Origin of the sequence: Pseudanabaena sp. PCC 7367, from assembly GCF_000317065.1 — a bacterium.
GTDB lineage: Bacteria > Cyanobacteriota > Cyanobacteriia > Pseudanabaenales > Pseudanabaenaceae > Thalassoporum > Thalassoporum mexicanum.
Genome location: NC_019701.1, coordinates 3,561,427 through 3,578,859 on the forward strand (window position 1 = coordinate 3,561,427; position 17,433 = coordinate 3,578,859).

Sequence of the window (17,433 nt, forward strand, 5' to 3'; positions counted from 1 at the left end):
CGATCTTTGCGGTTGACTATGGCCTCAAACTCTGTAACCGCTACTGACATTAATACAGACAGTTTGGATTTATGAATTTGCCTGCTCCAAAACTTTGGCTAATTTCAAAACCCAATAATTTTAGCTAATCAGTACGATCGCTACTAGTAAAGGCATATCAGCCAAAATTGTTTGATCCCCGCAATAGTTTTAGTGATCCCCACCAAAATTATTAACTCTACCCATAGGTTGATTTGCCTAAGCCACTTCACCACTTAACCTGATCTTTAACTACAAAATGTTCATGCGTAACGAAACGTACAAAAAATTAAGTTAAATGGGTACTTTTGCAATCGTTTGGGCAGCGTCTATTAGCTCAATCTTTGCCCAAGAGGTCAGTATTCCTGCCTGGGACAATATTTCACCAATTGCTTTGGCTAATGCGGTGGGCTTGCCAACTGCCGTATCAGCAGACCCCCTTGAAGATCGCTACAACTCAAGGGCCCGCAATACAAGGGCTATGATGCTGCCAGAGATAGATTTACGGGTAGCAGCGATCGAAAGTTGGTCAATTTGGGTCAACCAGCGGGCGGTTATGACAATTGATAATCCCCTTACTGCATTTCTCAGTTATTCCCGGCTCAAAACTCTACTCTTGGTGCCGGAGCTGTCACCGCACCGGATTAAACCAGCATATGTGGATGGTCAACACCTGGTTCAAGTCGGATCAGAAGTGTTGGTGATGGTGCCTCCAGATGTGGAGAATGCCGATTTAGTAGCGATCGATTGGGCCAATAATTTACGCGGTGCCTTGGGGGCTGAGCTATTGAGTGTGCCTGAAGCTCAAAAAGCGATGCACAAGCTCGATCACACCAACAATGTGATGTATGGTACTGCTTCCTGGTATGGGCCATATTTCCACGGTCGGATGACTGCCAATGGCGAAATCTTTGAACAAACTGAGTTCACCGCTGCCCATAAGAGCTTACCTTTCAATACCTATTTGAAGGTGACCAATATGGAAACTGGCAACTCGGTGGTGGTGCGGATCAACGATCGCGGCCCCTATGTGGGCGATCGGGTCTTGGATCTGTCCTATGCGGCGGCGGCTCAAATTGATTTAGATCAGCGCGGCATCGGCACTGTGGAAATGATGATCCTATCCCAGAACTAGCTCTCTTTTGGATTTAGCTTAGATATAGTTTGGATCAAACTTAGATCCAACTATCAAACCACATCAGCGATCGAAATTTAGCTGCTGAAATTGGCCAACCTAAATAAATTGGCAACCAATGGATAAATGCCCAGACAATTGCAATCACAATCGCGGAGCTAATTAAACGCCCCGATCGCCCGCCCTGTCGCCAACACCAATCGGTGATCAGGGCGATCGCCATAAAAGCATAAATTGAGGCGGGCATATATAAATATAAAAACGTACATCGATCGCTGAGACCCCAGGGCAGAAGATGTGCCGCAAAACTGCCCACCATATAAATTACTAGCCAGGGAATCTGTCGCCAGGGTCTGGGCGCAGGCAAACCATATACCAACTTGTATTCCAGGTTTGTCCAGAGGCGATGAATTAATAGGGCAATCATTAAGAAAATGGCGATCGCCCCTAGCCAATATAAAAATGGATTTCCCAGCGCCGTCACATCACGCACCAGACCATTGGGCAACTCCTCATAAAAATAAGCGATCGGTCGCAACGTAAATATCCAACTCCACCAGCGCGAGCAATAGGGATGAATTTTAGCCGTTGCTCCATTACCAAGCCCCTGATGGAATGCCCAGATTTTGGTATGTTGACTAAGTAAGCTAAGTAAGCTTGAATCGGCGCTGGGTTGCAAAAGTTGCAAATGGGGCAACCAGGCCAGGCCATAGATCGCCAGTGGCATGATCATTAATCCCAGGATTATGCATATAAGTAGCGATCGCTGTGAATAAATTAAGTTAGCGCCAATTAATTGTCTGGGTTGATTATTTTGCTGATCAACCTGATCTTGTCTGAGTGTTTTTCTGTCGATTTTGGAATGGGATTGTGACAATTTATAGCCGGATCGCCGGAGTTGTTGCCGATCGCTAAGTTTGGGATTAATCGATCGGTCAGTAATTCTCGTGGGGCGAGATCGATAAGCAGAGTCCCAGAACATTGCAAGAATGATCAAAATACCCACTCCATAGGCCATCCCATTCCATTTGACTGCCACTGCCGCCCCCAGAAAAATACCCGCTGCCATTAACCACAGCCACCAGCACGATCGCCTCAACTCGATCGGCATAGCTTTAATATTGCGATCGCCCAGAGCCTGATTAGCCAATGCCCAGCCCTGCATTGCTTTAAAAATGCAAATTTGACTCAGCAGGCCAAACGCCACCATGAAAATATTAATCAAACCATAGCGGGATTCCACCAACAGCAAGCCATCGCAAGCCGTAAACAACCCCGCCAGCAAAGCCCAACTGTGGCGATCGCGCCGCTGATGTGCCAATTCATAGACCAGGCAGCAAGTTAATCCTGGCACTAGGCTACCAACCAGCGCAGTGACCCAACGATAGCCGATCGGGTTGTAGCCAAATAGCTGAATTCCCAACGCGATTAAATATTTACCCAAAGGGGGATGGGCATCAAATTGGGGCAAACCATTTAAATAGGCCTGGGCATATTCAGGGTAATAAACCTCATCAAAGACAATTTCGGCTACGCCCTCTAGTTGCCAGAACCGAGTCAGGAGCGAAATTAGCACGATCGCCACGATCCCCAGGCGAAAGTGGAGCTGAGACTTATGTTTAAAAGAGATCCAGATTGCTCTCAAAAACTTATTCCCAAAAACAACTTATAAGCAACTTGTCGATAATTTACTAACAACCGACAATCTACAGCGGATTTAAGTCAACTATTTGGGCACTTATACTAAGAAGTTGGTATTGTATCATCCAAGAATTAAGTACCTTGAAGAGAACCTCAAGCATTTGCCTAGCAATAGTTTTAGCAATTGCTTAATCGTTTAACCATCCTGAGAATGTGCAGCACTAGGTAGTTTCTTGTCTAACCAACTTAATCAACTGCGCGACTCGCGTTAGATCCTTATCACCGGGCGATCGCTCCACACCGCTGGAAACATCCACCCCATCGGGATTAGTTAATTCGATCGCGGTCAAAATATTTTCCGGTGCCAAGCCACCCGCCAACCACCAATCGCAGCCAGGATGGAAGTTGGCCAAAAGCTGCCAGTCGATCGTTTTACCTGTACCGCCAGCCAGCTTTGGATCATAGGCATCCAATAGCAAAATATCAACTACTTCAGCATAGCGATCGCTAACGGCTAGATCTGCGGCTGACTTGATGTTTAAGGCTTTAATTAGTTTGATTTTGACATCGATCGCCGCCAACTTCTGCCTTAGCTCCTGACAAAACTGCGGTGACTCATGGCCATGTAGTTGCACTATGTTCAAGCTACCAGTAACAACAGTTGTATAGATTTCGGCGAGGGAGGCATCTAAGAAAACACCAATCCGATCGGGGTAAGGTGCTTGAGCTTGGCGATCGTGAGATTCATAGCTAGACTCAGATCGCTGAAGACTCGCATCGGTTGAATTGTTAGACTGTTGATTATTGTTCAGAGCTACATCACGATCGAGATGGTTAACAATTTCTCTAATTCTTTCCGGCTCAACATAGCGGGGTGATTTCTTCACACAAATAAACCCCAGGCCATTAGCCCCAGCCCTGGCGATCGCGGTTGCTTGTGCGGGTTTTGTAATGCCGCAAATTTTGATGTACTTGATGTACTTGATGTACTGAGAACCCATTGTTTTAGGGCAGGCTCAACTGCTTTGAGATCAAAATAGAAATAATAAAAGAGAATGCGACAAAAGTTACTTACCAGAGCAGCGCTATCATAATGGTTTATACTTGCTCACTTTTAAACTACTCACCACGATCTATTTTAGATAACAATGGCGATCGCTAATCAGTCCCCCAACCCAGCCGTAGAAAATCCCTTTTTGACCCTGAGCTATGAACCAGCGATGGAGGAGCTAGGCGAAGATTATTACGATCTAGTAGCTGCCGCCGATTTTCCCATGCATAAACTGCGTTGGCGGAATGATCAACTCCTGCCCGCGATCGGCATTGATCCACAGGTCACCAGCGATGATCACTTTATTGAAGCCTTTGGTCTATTTAAGTCGGTGCGACCGTTTTTGGCGCTACGCTATCATGGCTATCAATTTGGTGAATATAACCCCCAGTTAGGCGATGGGCGCGGCTTTTTATATGGTCAGGTGCGTGGTCTGGATGGCGAGCTATATGACTTTGGCACCAAGGGATCGGGGAATACGCCCTATTCCCGCACCGCCGATGGCAGATTGACCCTCAAGGGTGGTGTACGTGAAATCCTGGCTGCTGAAGCATTGCATCGATTGGGGGTAAATACTTCCCGTTGTTTGAGCATGATCGAAACCGGCGAACAATTATGGCGTGGTGATGAACCCTCACCCACCCGATCCTGCGTGATGGTGCGCTTTAGTAAGTCCCATATCCGGTTTGGCACCTTCGAGCGGTTGTATCACATTGGTCGTGCGGATCAGGCGCAGAAGCTGCTCGATCATGTGATCGAAGTTTACTACTCCCATTTACTCAGTGAAGCTGATCAGGCGACCCGCTATAGCCGTTTTTATGAAGAACTGGTGGAACGGGTAGCTAAATTAACCGCCCAATGGATGGCAGCGGGCTTCTGTCATGCGGTGTTGAATACTGACAACATGTCGATCGCCGGGGAGAGCTTTGATTATGGCCCCTATGCTTTTATTCCCACCTATGACCCCAACTTCACTGCCGCCTATTTTGATTACTATGGCCGCTATCGCTATGCCAATCAACCGGCCTGCTGTTATTGGAATTTGCAAATGCTGCAATATCCCCTGGGCATGTTTATGGATAAGGGCGAGATGGAAGCCAGCCTGACTAAGTTTCAGAATTTCTATCGGGCTGAATATATCAAAATCATGACCAATCGGCTGGGGTTTGCTGAGCTAGAACCCACCAGTGCAGAAGAATTGATTAGCATGACGATGCAGTTTTTGTTTGATACCCAGATCGGTTATCATGACTTTTTTATCCAACTGCGCCAAGCCTTCCACCCCCATTGGCAGCAGGACAGCAGCAAGATTCTTAGCGATCTGACGATCGACAATGGTGCTGATGTAACCAAGGCATTAACAGATGAACAGGCCGAGCAGTTAACGGCCTGGCGATCGCTCTATCACCACCATTTAATCCGGTTGCCAGAGGATGAATTAATCAAAATGGGCGATCGGCTGCGGCAACATAACCCCACGACAGTTTTGCTCCGCCCTGAGATCGAAGCGGTGTGGGAGCGGATCACAGAAGAAGATAATTGGCAGCCTTTTTATGAGCTATGCGATCGCTTGCGGGCAATTTGATGGATCGATTGCCCAGTGTTTTTGATAGCTTCTAGCTTCAGCCAATTGGGTATTGGTGTGGAAGCAAGAATTTTCAGTAAATGACTTTTGGGTCAGTCTGGATTCTATGGCCAAGTATGATTATAAGTACAGGACTACATAGGTATAGGGCTAATGTAAACTGCTTAGCCTGTTGCCAAATCCACATTGCCGAATTTGGTAATGATAGCGGCAAAGTTTATAAAAAGTGAACAGGTTAATTTTTGATTAAGCGGGCTAGTAAGTAGCGATCGCCCACTGGTAAATTTATTGAATCTTAAGTAAGCCCATAATCATAGCAAACTTTAACTGGGTAATCAGGGTTTTGATAATCAAATCTTAAAGTTTGGATCGGAATATATACCTATAAGCTAATAGAATAGTTTGGAAGCATAAGCGTGAAAGCATACGTGGTGTAGAAGTGATTCAAAAACATTTAGCCGGCTCCCTAAGTACGGAGCGGATTGGAATTAAAGTTAGAGACCTTGCCCCCTCGCTGCGGGGAGTGAGAGTAGTGCAGCTATCTGATTTTCACTTTGACGGTGTGCGTCTTTCGGAAGGACTGTTGCAGCAGGCGATCGAGGTAACTAATCAAGCCAAGCCAGATCTGGTGTTGCTCACGGGGGATTATGTGACCGATGAGCCTGAGCCTATTTTCAACCTGGCTAAGTGGCTGGGCAAAATCAATAGCACTGCTGGTATTTATGCGGTGTTGGGTAATCATGATCTGTTTTATCGTGGAGCCAAAGAGACAATTACTGGTGCATTGCAGCAGGCAGGTATAAAGGTCTTATGGAACGATGTGGTTTACCCGCTCGGATCGCAGTTGGCGATCGTGGGTTTGCCTGACTATTGGTCGCGTGAATTTAATCCGGCGATGGTGATGGGGCAGGTTAGCGATCGTACACCACGCATTGTGATGTCCCATAATCCTGATAGTGCCGAAGATCTAAAACCCTGGCGGGTGGATTTGCAACTTTCTGGACATACCCATGGTGGTCAGGTGGTGATCCCTGGAATTGGTCCGGTGGCTGGCCTGATGAAAAATGCCCAGGCTAAAATCCCGGCTAAATGCCGCCATTGGTTGCCATTTGTGAAAAAAGGCTGCCATGAGGTGCTTAAAAATTGGGAGTGGTCGCAGGGTTTGCACGAAGTGGGGCAGAATTTGCTTTATGTCAATCGCGGTTTGGGCACCTATATGCCGGGGCGATTGTTTTGTCCGCCTGAAGTCACGGTGATTACTTTGGCTTAGGCTTTTGGGGCTCTTGGCTGGGGGGTTTGCTGTTTAGTCTGGGCTCGAGGCTGTTCTTAGTGTCAGTTAAATCGAGATGTGGTGCAAGTATTAATCCGACTGCTTTGATCTATTGAGCTATTAAGTATTCATGCAAAAGAAGTTTCTTGAAGATGCACTAGAGAATTGCTAATCGTGCCCTTGCAGATTTGTATTGACGAGCCTGATCGGAAAGCGATCGCCACAGAATCACGATCTAAAAAGACACGATCTAAAAAGATCGATAAACCAAGCAAAAAGGAGACATTTCATGGTATCCTTCCTTACACCAAAAAATCACAATGCCTAGCATTTGCGATCGGAATCCATGAACCATAATCCCGCTACCTTCGCAGATGACAAACATCAGCCAGAACTAGAACGTTATCTGCTCGAATCTGCCACCATCGATCAAGATCAATTGTCCTTGGCCAAAAAGCTCCAAGCCAAACAGGAAGGGCCTTTGCTGATGATCCTATTGCAGCTAAGTTTTATTGATTTGCAGCAATTTAGTAATTTGCTCGATTGGCTAGTACATTTAAAAGTAAATGGTGGCTATTCAGGTTAGTAATCAAAATCTAAATGTTTCAAACAGGTAGACCAGATAACTGGATAAATAGATTCAGTATGCTCAACGGCTAATATCTGGACAGTAAATATCTGGCCAAAATATTTCAATAACCGCTGCGATCGTAATTCCCGCGTTTCAATCATGGACTTTTGCAAGGGCTCTAATAAGCAAGCTATATAATGTCATGGGAGTGAAGCGTATCCTTGCTACAAACTAATTAATCTAAAGCCTAGATACTAAAGCCTAGATACTAATATTATTCTGAGATAAGTTATTGAGCGAGATCGCATCAACTTTCTCCCTGATATCTTGATAAAGCTCGATCGCAATATCAACTGACTCCTCTCCGGCTAGGGTTTCTCGCATGGCCGCAATAATTTTCTCTTCGAGGCGATCGCGCAGCCACACAAACTTACCCTTGCTCTTTTCCTTAAACTCGGCAAACTCCCGATCGCTATTCAAGATATCGCTAACTAAAGCCAGGATGCCAGCATCTTGATACCATTGGCATTTAGTGCCATCTTTTTCCTGCACTGCCGCTATGAGCTGGCTATGAATCCGGGTAAGGATCGCCCAATAGCTCAGACAGAGAATATATAAATACTCACTCACAAATGGCCTTGAACACAAAACAGTAGACTCTATGTTTGCGATCGCATGTCGGTAGGCGATCATTTTGTCGATTTGAAACTCTGGCTTATCTTTGTTGCCTTCGATCACCAGGAAATATTCATCGGCGCTGGAAAAGCAATCAATTATTAACACTGAACTGGGCTTGAGATCTAAACGAAGCTGCGCAACATCATGCCACAGCAACTCGATCGCTTCAACTTGCTTATGCTTGCCGTAGGACGATCGATAGATTTCCATAGGTGAAGGAGGAATCTGCGGTGGAGGAGCTTGAGGCTGTGCTTGCTTTGCGAGTAAAAGTTCTAGCTCACTGTCATTTCGTGCACTGAGATCGTTATAGTATTTAATCTCTTCGTTTACGTCTTCTGGGTGGTTCAAAACACTTTGCCGATCGTCTTAGCAATTAGATTTTCTTACTTTTGTTATTTTGTCTTTACAAGAGCAGAATACTGAGGACATGTGGTAATTATGCCAAGGATTGGCAAAAAATAGGATCGGCTAGCTAACCCATATTAATTATTAATGGGTATTTAAACCAGGTGGAAGCGCCTCCCCACAAATTTGATGCACCGCTGCAATCTTTTCAAATAACCAGGCATATTCTTTTTGATATTTGGGAATCAAAGCCAAAGGACTCAGCAAAGCCGCCGCCGCAAGATCAGCCCGACTGAGCCGATCGCCAATCAAGAAATCATGTTCTGGCCAGCGCTGCGCTAACTTTGCCAAAGCAATCTGCAAGCGTGCTTCCGCCAGGGCTACAGTTGCGCCATTAATGCCCAGTTGCCGCCGCACCACTTGAATTAAAATCTGGCTGGTGAGCGAATTATCTATATATTTGCCCTCATTGGCTCGAAATTGATAATAAATAAACCGCGTCGCCGTACCAATGCTCTCATCAAACCAATCCTCTAAGGACAGGGCTTTAGTTTGTAACTTAGAATCATCGGGCATCAGGCTAGGCTCTGGTTGAAAGCGATCGAGAAAAGCCATAATCCGACTGGAATCAGCGATCGCCTCTGGCTGATCTGGCAACTCTGGTAATAATACAGGCACCGTGGTTAAACCAGTCAGCGGTTTTAGCTTCAGGATATGCACACCAGGGGTGAGGTTCTGAACCCGATAAGGAATACGCTTATATCCCAGGGCTAATCTCGCCTTGCGGCAATAATGAGAAGTGCTAAATTGCAGCAGTAGCATGTTTGAGGGGCGCTTGTAGTTGGGTTTGCAGGGCACGGAAGCTTTGATCCGGTGAGCCAGAGATGGTGGCGATCGCCAGACCAGGATGATTGCCAGGGTTACTAATTTTACTAACGGCCGATTCGTCGTTTTGCCATAATAACCAGCGACTCCCCGCAGGCAAATCAGCTAGACTTGCGGCGCGATGGCTGAGCCAAACCAACGGTAGATCTGGCCTGGTTGCTAGCTCTGGGGTTGTGTTCTTGGTGTCAGAGGGATCAGGAGTAAGCACCTGCACTTGTGCCAAAGTCTCTAGCACTGCTCTCACCTGCGTAATCAAGCCGTCGGTTGCTGTCCAGAGTTGTGGTTTCAGCCCCATGCCCTGGGCATAGAAAAAGAGAGAAGCCGCTGCCACCACTGCCCGTTCAAATTCCCACTCCTGCCAACCGGGTTCCAAATCCAGGGCGATCGCCAGATCTTGGCCACCCAGCGTAACTTCCAGCTCTCGAATGCGTAGATCGCCAAACCTGGCACTAGTGCGCCAATGCACCAACCTGATTGGATCACCCCAGCGATAGGGACGCAAAGCCCTGGTGATCCCTTCGGTGGCGTTTTTGTAGTTAAACTCTTGATTGTATTGCCGGGGGCTGTCATCAGTGCCGAGCTGGTCAACGATCGGACATTGTTTGAGTGGCAAAACAGTGGGATAAACCACCAGCCTTTGTTTGGCAAAATGCGATCGCCGACTTCTAAATAGACCCAGCGGACTGGCGGTGACAATTTGCACCTCCGAGAGGGTATAAATGCCTCTGCGTCTGGCGATGAAGCTATAGCTCCAGGTAAAAGCATGATGTTGGAAGCGATCGGTTAATTTACCTGGCGGCAGCAGTTCAATGATCGTTTCTTGGCACTCCCGATCGGCCAGACCAGGCGGCATCAGATCCCGTAGGCGCAATAATTCTTTCTTAGCCTTACTGAGATTGGCAAACTTTAGCTCGATCGTGGCCATATCGCCAGCGCTGGCAGGTTCCAGGGGCGATCGCACCACTTCTATTTCCTTAATGATCTTAGCTGGCATCACCGCACCGATCAGCAACAGGGCAAAACTCACGCCGCTAATTACATATAACCATCCGGCCAGGGTGTTAGTAGCAGCGGCAAAGAAAAAGGCGGCCAGACAAAGTAGCATTCCCCCGGCAAACTCCGGCACGCAAAAGCGGCGTTCCAGCCAATCGGCCAGGCGATTGTTTTTCTTGATCCGCGTAGATCGTCTAGATCGTCCAGACTTTGGTTTGGGGCGATCGCCCTGTGCTGATAACTGCTCCTGTTCGTCTGCAGCGATAGGATCGCTTACCACATCAGTAGATCCTGGCTCTTTCTGCTCATTTGTTTGCTCAAGTATTTGCCCAGCGCGATCTTCTGATTCACCATCAGATGGCTCTCTAGATGGCGGCGGCGTAGCATTACTCATGGGCTACTTGTTTTTAGTTTATTTAACAATTTATCTAAAACTATTCCGACTATAACAAAGATTCTGCCCCATAGAATCTTCGCCGAATATTTGAATATGCTGAATATTTGAATATTAAGGTCCTGGTCTAGCTCGCAGGTCGAAAGTCCCCGCCCCCAAGATGCGATGCCACCAGCAAATTGTGTAATGACACTTAAATTACTTATTGCCACCAGGCAATCGATTTTGAATCGCCTTAATCTCACGTAGCAAAACCATGATGCCCTTATTTTGATGATCGATTTGCTGCGAGATCTTGTCGAGCCGTTTTTCCATGTTGGCGATCACCACATCTTGCTTTTCCGATCGCTTGGTTAGTTGTGCCATTCTGGCTACTACTTCGCGCTGGATCAGGTTTTCCATCCCTTGAATCAAGAAAGTTTCACCGGCCGATAACTTAGCCGTCGGTTCCATTGCCGCTGGTTCTGGTGCATGGTCTAACTCTGGCGCATGGCCTAGGGCTTTTTCCGATTGCAACAGCTTTTGGATGCGCGATAGTAATACATCTGCCTCAAAGGGCTTTTCAAGAAAATCAAACTCCTCAAACGGCTCTGGTACATGCTCGGCTACCTGCTCTTTTAAACCGGAGATCATAATAATTGGAATCTCGCGCAGGTCGTCAAAGCGGCGGATCGCCTTCAGGGTTTGATAGCCGTTATATTTAGGCATCACAAAGTCCAGTAATACCAGGTCAGGAATTGTGCGTCTAGCTACCTCTAGCCCAGACTTACCATCATTAGCTTCTAGTACCTCATACTTACCCGCCAAAATGTTTTTTACCATTTTGCGGATCATAATGCTGTCATCAATTACTAAGATTTTTTCAGTCATTTAATCGACCTTAACAATACTGTCGCAACACATTCCGGGGCTAAATATCTCTAACCTTTAAGCACCTTGCCAATTTGATCTATGCCTTTTTATATCGTTCCACGCCATCTACTTTTTGACATCATAATATTAATGTAAACTTTTGTGGCTATGAATACGATGTATTTTGAGTTGATCTTGATTTGACTCTGGGCAACTCATTTTGAAATTACTAAGATAGCATTACTTGCATGTTTCTATTAATGCCTTGGCGATCGCCTTCATGCTAATTTTACAAACGCGACTTACAATGTAATTAAGACGTAAAGATTAGCTTCGGGGAGGTAGAACATGCTAACCACTAAACTGACTAAGATTTTAACCACGGTGGGAGTGATTGCAGGAATAGTTATGGGGCTGAGTGCGCCGGTGCTTGCTTCCTGTCGTGCCTTGCAGGTAATTGGTGGTTCTGGCACCAAGGTCAGCAAGGAGGTAAGTCCACCAGGAACCCTGATTTTTGTGAATAATAACTGGAATACTGACTTTGCCGTATCCAGCGATGCTAATTTTAATTATTTCATTGCTAATATGACGGCCAGGAATCGGGGCGAGTATGATGTCAAAATGTATTTGAAATACAGCGACAATACTGATGATAAGTTTGTCGATCGCACGGTTTTTCTCGATCGTGACAATGAAAAGGTGCGATTGCCATCTCAGCCGGATGTAGCCACACCTCGCCGCAATGAAGACCCCTATCAAATCAATATATTTGTGGGTGGGATCGAGGCCACTGGTAATGTCTATGATTTAGAGGTGTTGGGCTGTTATTAAGCTTTAGTTATTAAAATTTAGTTTGATTGAACTAGATTGCGATCGCTTCTGGATCGTGGCGTTGCACATTGGTGGGATGATTTAACGATCATGCAATTGGTCAAGCTGATTCTATCCATATGCTTGAGATTTTTGTTGACGGCGTTTTCATCCCTGAATTATGCAATGCTTGGATTGTTGGCCGATGCAAGTAGTACCCGACCAATTTAAATATGAGGCTCGCAATCTAGACAGAGTAACTGCTCGATTAAATCAGCAATCATCATAATTTTTGTGGTTGACGAGTAGATCTCTAACTAAGCAAAAATCCGTCATCGGATCGCAAGCAACGATAAGTTATGGGATTTAAGGTTTAAGGATCGATCGAATTGAATTTAAGTTAATTCAGATTTTGATATAGAAAAGGGGGGAGTTGATTTTTTGATCACCGCCCCTTTTAGTTATTTATTATTTTCTGAAGGTGATCTAAGTGATCTAGGTGATTGTCCTAGCTAGCTACTAACTATATACAGCAGTTGCCACCTCAACTTGATCGCTGGCTTCCGGTGAATCCTGTTCAGAAGGCGGTACAATCTGCCAGAATTTGGGCAAATATGCTGACCAACTGTCAAGGATTAGTTTGGCTTTGGCGCTGTCGGTGCGATCGTAATGGGCTTGAATCAGATCTTTGAGCTGTCGTTCACCCGCCACCGTCGTGACCCGCTGCTTAGCTAATGTCTCACCACTCATGCGCTCTAGCAATCTGCCATCTTGATCTAAGAAGTAGGCAATTCCACCGGTCATGCCTGCGCCAATGTTGCGGCCAGTTGTGCCCAGTACCACAATCACCCCACCGGTCATATATTCACAGCAGTGATCGCCAGTGCCTTCAACTACTGCCTTCGCGCCAGAGTTACGCACGCCAAACCGTTCACCCGCCAGGCCACTGGCCGCCAGGAAACCACCGGTTGCACCATAGAGACAGGTATTACCAATGATTACGTTTTTAGCTGGATCATAGGCACGATCGGCCTGGGGTTTAATGGCGATCTCACCACCACGCATTCCCTTACCAACATAGTCATTTGCCTCGCCAGTTAGATTTAAATTCATGCCCGGTAAATTAAATGCACCAAAGCTTTGCCCCGCACTGCCAGTGAATTCCAAATTAAGCTGACTGGCCAGGCCGCTGTTGCCATAGGTTTCGGCGATCGCCCCGGCTACCCTGGCTCCAACCGTGCGATCGGTGTTTACGATTGGATAGGCTTTGCTCAGATCAGTTTGATTTGCGATCGCTGCTTTGATCTCAGCATCGGCCAGAATTTGATCATCTAACACTGGGCCATTGCTGTGGGGCTTGGCTCCGTGTTCTAGCCAGGAGCGATTAGTTTTGGCATCGGGTAAATCAATCAGGCAAGTTAGATCCACCGATTCTGGCTTGGTGAGTTCAATATCCTGGCGCTGGATCAGTAAATCAGAACGGCCAATCACCTCCTTCAGCGATCGATAGCCCAACTTGGCCAACAGCGATCGTACCTCTTCGGCCACAAACAGCATGAACTTAACCACATTGTCGGGGGCACCAGGGAAGCGCTTGCGGAATTGTTCCAGTTGGGAAGTTACACCCACCGGACATCTATTCGTATGGCAGACCCGCGCCATAATGCAACCTTCGGCGATCATTGCTACCGTGCCAAAGCCATATTCTTCGCCACCTAGCAACGCTGCGATCATCACATCCCAGCCAGTTTTGAAGCCGCCATCTACGCGCAGTAAGACCCGATCGCGGAGTCTGTTTTCCATCAACACCGTATGCACTTCGGCCAGACCCAATTCCCAGGGACTACCCGCATGTTTAATCGAGCTGAGTGGTGATGCGCCGGTGCCACCATCATGACCAGAAATTTGAATAATATCAGCATTGGCCTTGGCCACCCCAGCGGCGATCGTACCGATGCCAATTTCTGCCACTAGCTTGACTGAAACTTTGGCTCTGGTATTGATCTGATGCAGGTCAAAAATCAATTGCGCCAGGTCTTCGATCGAATAGATGTCATGGTGGGGCGGCGGTGAAATTAATGGTACACCAGCCTTAGAATTACGCAGCATGGCAATGTAATTGCTCACCTTGGGGCCTGGTAGCTGCCCACCTTCACCGGGTTTTGCGCCCTGGGCAATTTTAATTTCCAATTGATTGGAACTGACCAGATAGGCAGGTGTTACACCAAACCGCCCTGAAGCCACCTGCTTGATCGCTGAATTAGCCGTATCACCGGGTTGCAAATTTTTGAGGTGGGGGAATGTGGCCGAAGCACCAGCATTAATGTCAGCGATCGGACTATACCTTGCTGGATCTTCACCACCCTCGCCACTGTTGGACTTGCCGCCCAGCCGATTCATCGCCACCGCCAGCACCTCATGGGCTTCTCGGCTCAGCGCCCCCAGCGACATTGCGCCAGTGCAAAAACGCTTAACGATCTCTGCGGCGGGTTCCACTTCCTCGATCGCAATACTAGGGCGATCGCTCTCAAAATCTAGTAGATCGCGTAATGCCGTTGCCGGACGACCCTGCAACTGTTGCTTATAGATTTCATAGTGATCGTAGTTGCCATCAGCTTTGACGGCTTTATGTAAGGCTTTCGCCATCGCTGGGCTATTCATGTGATATTCACCCTTGGGGCGATATTGAATGAAGCCAAGATTCTCCAGCTTACTGCCGTGGAATTCGGGGAAAGCGCGCTGATGGAAGCTAATTACTTCACAGGCAATATTATTGAGGGTCATGCCACCAATGCGAGAGGTGGTGCCCTTAAAACAGAGATCGATCACTTCACCGCCAATGCCGATCGCCTCAAAAATCTGGGCACCGCTGTAGCTAGATAGCAAAGAAATTCCCATCTTAGACAGGATTTTGAGTAAACCTGCTTCCACTGCCTTGCGGTAGCTTTCCTGTACCTGAATAATCGACAGGTTCTTGATTTTACCCTGTTCCATCTGGATCTGGGTCTTGGGCTTCTGCCACCATTGCCGTGTGGTTTCAAATGCCAGATAGGGGCAAATTGCACTGGCACCATAGCCCAGCAGGCAGGCAAAGTGATGGGTACTCCAGCATTGGGCTGTTTCTACTACGATCGAAGCCTTCATCCGTAGCCCCGCATCGATCAGGCGATGATGCACTGCACCCACGGCCAGCAATGGCGGCAAGAAGGCATATTCTTTACCCAGCTTGCGATCGGAGAGAATCAAGATTTCAGTACCAGCTTTAACCAGTTCTACCGCGCGATCGCATAGTTCGAGCAATGTGGCTTTGAGACCATCGGGGCCAGCAATAACTGGGAACACAATATCTAGTTTTTCACTCTTAAAGCCCAGCATCTGGATTTGGTCTAACTCGGCTTCATTCAAAACTGGGCTTTTGATCTTAAGCTGACGGGCAAACTCTGGCTTCACTTCCAGAATGTTGCCACGGGAACCCAAGTTCATCGCCAACGACATCACCATGCCCTCTCGCAAAGGATCGATCGGTGGGTTGGTGACCTGGGCAAAGCGCTGTTTGAAATAGTTATAGAGTAAATGCGGTTTCTGGGAAAGCACCGCCAGCGGAATATCATCACCCATACAGAAGGTGGGTTCTTTGCCCATTTGCGCCATCGCTTCGATGATCATTTCCACATCTTCGAGCGTGTAGCCAAAGGCAGTTTGATAGGTAAGCAGTTTTTGCTCATCCAGGTTGGCCTGGGCTGGGAATGATTGCGCCGCTAGCTCGGTGCGATGTTGCTGCAACCACTCGCCATAGGGACGTGCCTGGGCGATCTTTTGCTTTACATCCCAGTTCTTGAGCACTTCATTCTTACTCAAATCAACGGCGATCAATTGGCCGGGGCCAAGGCGACCTTTTTCAATGATTTGTGACTCAGGCACATCAACAGTGCCAGCCTCCGAGCTAACAATCACCATGCCATCGGTGGTGATGCAATAGCGGGCAGGACGCAAACCATTGCGATCGAGGGCAGCGCCTACGGTAATGCCATCACTAAAGGCGAGCAACGCAGGGCCATCCCAGGCTTCCTGCAGGCCGCTGTAATACTCATAGAAATCCACGATGCCGGGATAGTCTTTCAAATCCGGCTGACTTTCGTAGGCTTCCGGCACCATGATCATCAATGCTTCCAGCGGACTGCGGCCAGTTTCTACCAGCAGTTCAAATACATGATCCAGGTTGGCCGAATCACTCTCGTTGGGCTTGAGCACCGGCATAATATCGCCAATCCGATCGCCCCAGTGGGGGTGGGTCAGATCGCCCTGACGGGCATGGAACCAGTTCACATTACCCAGCAGGGTATTGATTTCGCCGTTGTGCCCCAGATAGCGCATCGGTTGTGCCAATGGCCATTTGGGCATGGTGTTGGTGCTGAAGCGACGATGGTAAATCGAAAAAGGAGTAATAAAATCAGGGTTAGTCAAATCGCTGTAAAACTCACCCAATACCGCCGATCGCACCATGCCCTTATATACGATCGTGCGATTGGACAGGGACACAATGTAAAAATCCTTGTGCCAATCGGCATAGAGGCGCTCGATTTCCAGCTTGATTCGGCGGCGCACAATATAAATAACTCGATCCAGGTCTGCCTCTGGATTTTCTCTTTTTAGCTGAGCAGCACTGAAGATCACCTGCTCGATCTGGGGTTGGTTTTCACGGGCTTGGCTACCCAGCAATTCTGGTTTGACTGGTACGCTGCGCCATCGTTGCACTTGCAAGCCTTCGGCTGTGGCCACTTGCTGAACCACCTGCCTTACCTGTGCCTGGCGATCGCTTTCCTGGGGCAAAAACATCATACCCACCGCAGTGGTATCCGGGTCGATCTCTGGCGTTTCTTTTTGCAATAATTGCCAGGGGATCGCGGTTAATAAGCCAGCCCCATCGCCAGAATCACGATCGGCACTGCAAGCACCACGGTGCTCAACACAGGCCAAAGCCTTGAGTGATTTTGCCAAGATGTCGTGACTAGCATGACCATGCTGGCTGGCCAAGAAACCGACACCACAAGCATCTCGCTCTTCCACAAGCCAGGACTGACCTGGGATTCTGGTTGATTTTTGGGCAGACTGATTTTTTTCCACGCGACCTCTTGTTCTTATTTATTCTTAAATTAATTAATTCCGACCTGTATAACCTACATAGCTTAAGTAAAACCTAAAGTC

At 47.5% G+C, this 17,433-nt stretch carries 12 protein-coding genes; 5 read left to right on the forward strand and 7 right to left on the reverse strand.

The features are described from left to right. Window positions 1–316 precede the first annotated feature (316 nt). A complete protein-coding gene (locus tag PSE7367_RS14125; RefSeq protein ID WP_015166035.1) occupies window positions 317–1,153 on the forward strand; it encodes a septal ring lytic transglycosylase RlpA family protein in 837 nt (278 codons plus the stop codon). Between the two features lie 40 nt (window positions 1,154–1,193). Here the strand turns inward: PSE7367_RS14125 and PSE7367_RS14130 are convergent, their stop codons facing one another. Both PSE7367_RS14130 and PSE7367_RS14135 read right to left on the reverse strand, forming a co-directional pair. Beyond that, window positions 1,194–2,798 (reverse strand): phospholipid carrier-dependent glycosyltransferase, encoded by a 1,605-nt coding sequence (locus PSE7367_RS14130; RefSeq protein ID WP_015166036.1) that lies wholly within the window; start codon window positions 2,796–2,798, stop codon window positions 1,194–1,196. Between the two features lie 217 nt (window positions 2,799–3,015). Further along, the gene (locus PSE7367_RS14135; protein WP_015166037.1) at window positions 3,016–3,795 is read right to left on the reverse strand and encodes a phosphoribosylanthranilate isomerase; all 780 of its coding nucleotides are present in this window, start codon (window positions 3,793–3,795) and stop codon (window positions 3,016–3,018) included. 147 nt (window positions 3,796–3,942) lie between these two features. On the opposite strand from PSE7367_RS14135, the gene PSE7367_RS14140 reads away from it, so the two are divergent. The 3 genes from PSE7367_RS14140 (at window position 3,943) to PSE7367_RS14150 (ending at window position 7,286) form a co-directional block, all read left to right on the forward strand. Further along, window positions 3,943–5,430, forward strand: a complete 1,488-nt coding sequence (locus PSE7367_RS14140) for a protein adenylyltransferase SelO (protein ID WP_015166038.1) — start codon at window positions 3,943–3,945, stop codon at window positions 5,428–5,430. Window positions 5,431–5,869: 439 nt separating this feature from the next. After that, on the forward strand, window positions 5,870–6,700 hold the full coding sequence (locus PSE7367_RS14145; RefSeq protein WP_015166039.1) for a metallophosphoesterase: 831 nt from the start codon (window positions 5,870–5,872) through the stop codon (window positions 6,698–6,700). 346 nt (window positions 6,701–7,046) lie between these two features. Next, window positions 7,047–7,286, forward strand: coding sequence for a DUF2949 domain-containing protein (locus PSE7367_RS14150; RefSeq protein ID WP_015166040.1), 240 nt, complete (start codon window positions 7,047–7,049; stop codon window positions 7,284–7,286). Between the two features lie 246 nt (window positions 7,287–7,532). On the opposite strand, the gene PSE7367_RS14155 is transcribed toward PSE7367_RS14150, so the two are convergent. The 4 genes from PSE7367_RS14155 to PSE7367_RS14175 form a co-directional block, all read right to left on the reverse strand. After that, window positions 7,533–8,297: a hypothetical protein gene (locus tag PSE7367_RS14155; RefSeq protein ID WP_015166041.1), complete on the reverse strand. Its 765-nt coding sequence runs from the start codon at window positions 8,295–8,297 to the stop codon at window positions 7,533–7,535. A gap of 141 nt (window positions 8,298–8,438) precedes the next feature. Next, window positions 8,439–9,116 (reverse strand): glutathione S-transferase family protein, encoded by a 678-nt coding sequence (locus PSE7367_RS14160; protein WP_015166042.1) that lies wholly within the window; start codon window positions 9,114–9,116, stop codon window positions 8,439–8,441. Then, on the reverse strand, window positions 9,097–10,566 hold the full coding sequence (locus PSE7367_RS14165; RefSeq protein ID WP_015166043.1) for a DUF58 domain-containing protein: 1,470 nt from the start codon (window positions 10,564–10,566) through the stop codon (window positions 9,097–9,099). The genes PSE7367_RS14160 and PSE7367_RS14165 overlap by 20 nt, the downstream gene beginning before the upstream one ends. A 198-nt stretch (window positions 10,567–10,764) precedes the next feature. Beyond that, window positions 10,765–11,436, reverse strand: coding sequence for a response regulator (locus PSE7367_RS14175; RefSeq protein WP_015166044.1), 672 nt, complete (start codon window positions 11,434–11,436; stop codon window positions 10,765–10,767). A 330-nt stretch (window positions 11,437–11,766) separates the two neighbouring features. On the opposite strand from PSE7367_RS14175, the gene PSE7367_RS14180 reads away from it, so the two are divergent. After that, a complete protein-coding gene (locus tag PSE7367_RS14180; RefSeq protein WP_015166045.1) occupies window positions 11,767–12,249 on the forward strand; it encodes a hypothetical protein in 483 nt (160 codons plus the stop codon). Between the two features lie 498 nt (window positions 12,250–12,747). On the opposite strand, the gene gltB is transcribed toward PSE7367_RS14180, so the two are convergent. Further along, a complete protein-coding gene (gene gltB, locus PSE7367_RS14185) occupies window positions 12,748–17,352 on the reverse strand; it encodes a glutamate synthase large subunit (RefSeq protein ID WP_015166046.1) in 4,605 nt (1,534 codons plus the stop codon). Window positions 17,353–17,433: the final 81 nt, after the last annotated feature.

Bases quoted from the DNA above. Each gene is read 5' to 3' on its own strand.
- PSE7367_RS14165 (WP_015166043.1), bottom strand. From the start codon at position 10,566: ATGAGTAATGCTACGCCGCCGCCATCTAGAGAGCCATCTGATGGTGAA.
- PSE7367_RS14180 (WP_015166045.1), top strand. From the start codon at position 11,767: ATGCTAACCACTAAACTGACTAAGATTTTAACCACGGTGGGAGTGATT.
- PSE7367_RS14175 (WP_015166044.1), bottom strand. From the start codon at position 11,436: ATGACTGAAAAAATCTTAGTAATTGATGACAGCATTATGATCCGCAAA.
- PSE7367_RS14125 (WP_015166035.1), top strand. From the start codon at position 317: ATGGGTACTTTTGCAATCGTTTGGGCAGCGTCTATTAGCTCAATCTTT.
- PSE7367_RS14150 (WP_015166040.1), top strand. From the start codon at position 7,047: ATGAACCATAATCCCGCTACCTTCGCAGATGACAAACATCAGCCAGAA.
- PSE7367_RS14160 (WP_015166042.1), bottom strand. From the start codon at position 9,116: ATGCTACTGCTGCAATTTAGCACTTCTCATTATTGCCGCAAGGCGAGA.
- PSE7367_RS14135 (WP_015166037.1), bottom strand. From the start codon at position 3,795: ATGGGTTCTCAGTACATCAAGTACATCAAGTACATCAAAATTTGCGGC.
- PSE7367_RS14140 (WP_015166038.1), top strand. From the start codon at position 3,943: ATGGCGATCGCTAATCAGTCCCCCAACCCAGCCGTAGAAAATCCCTTT.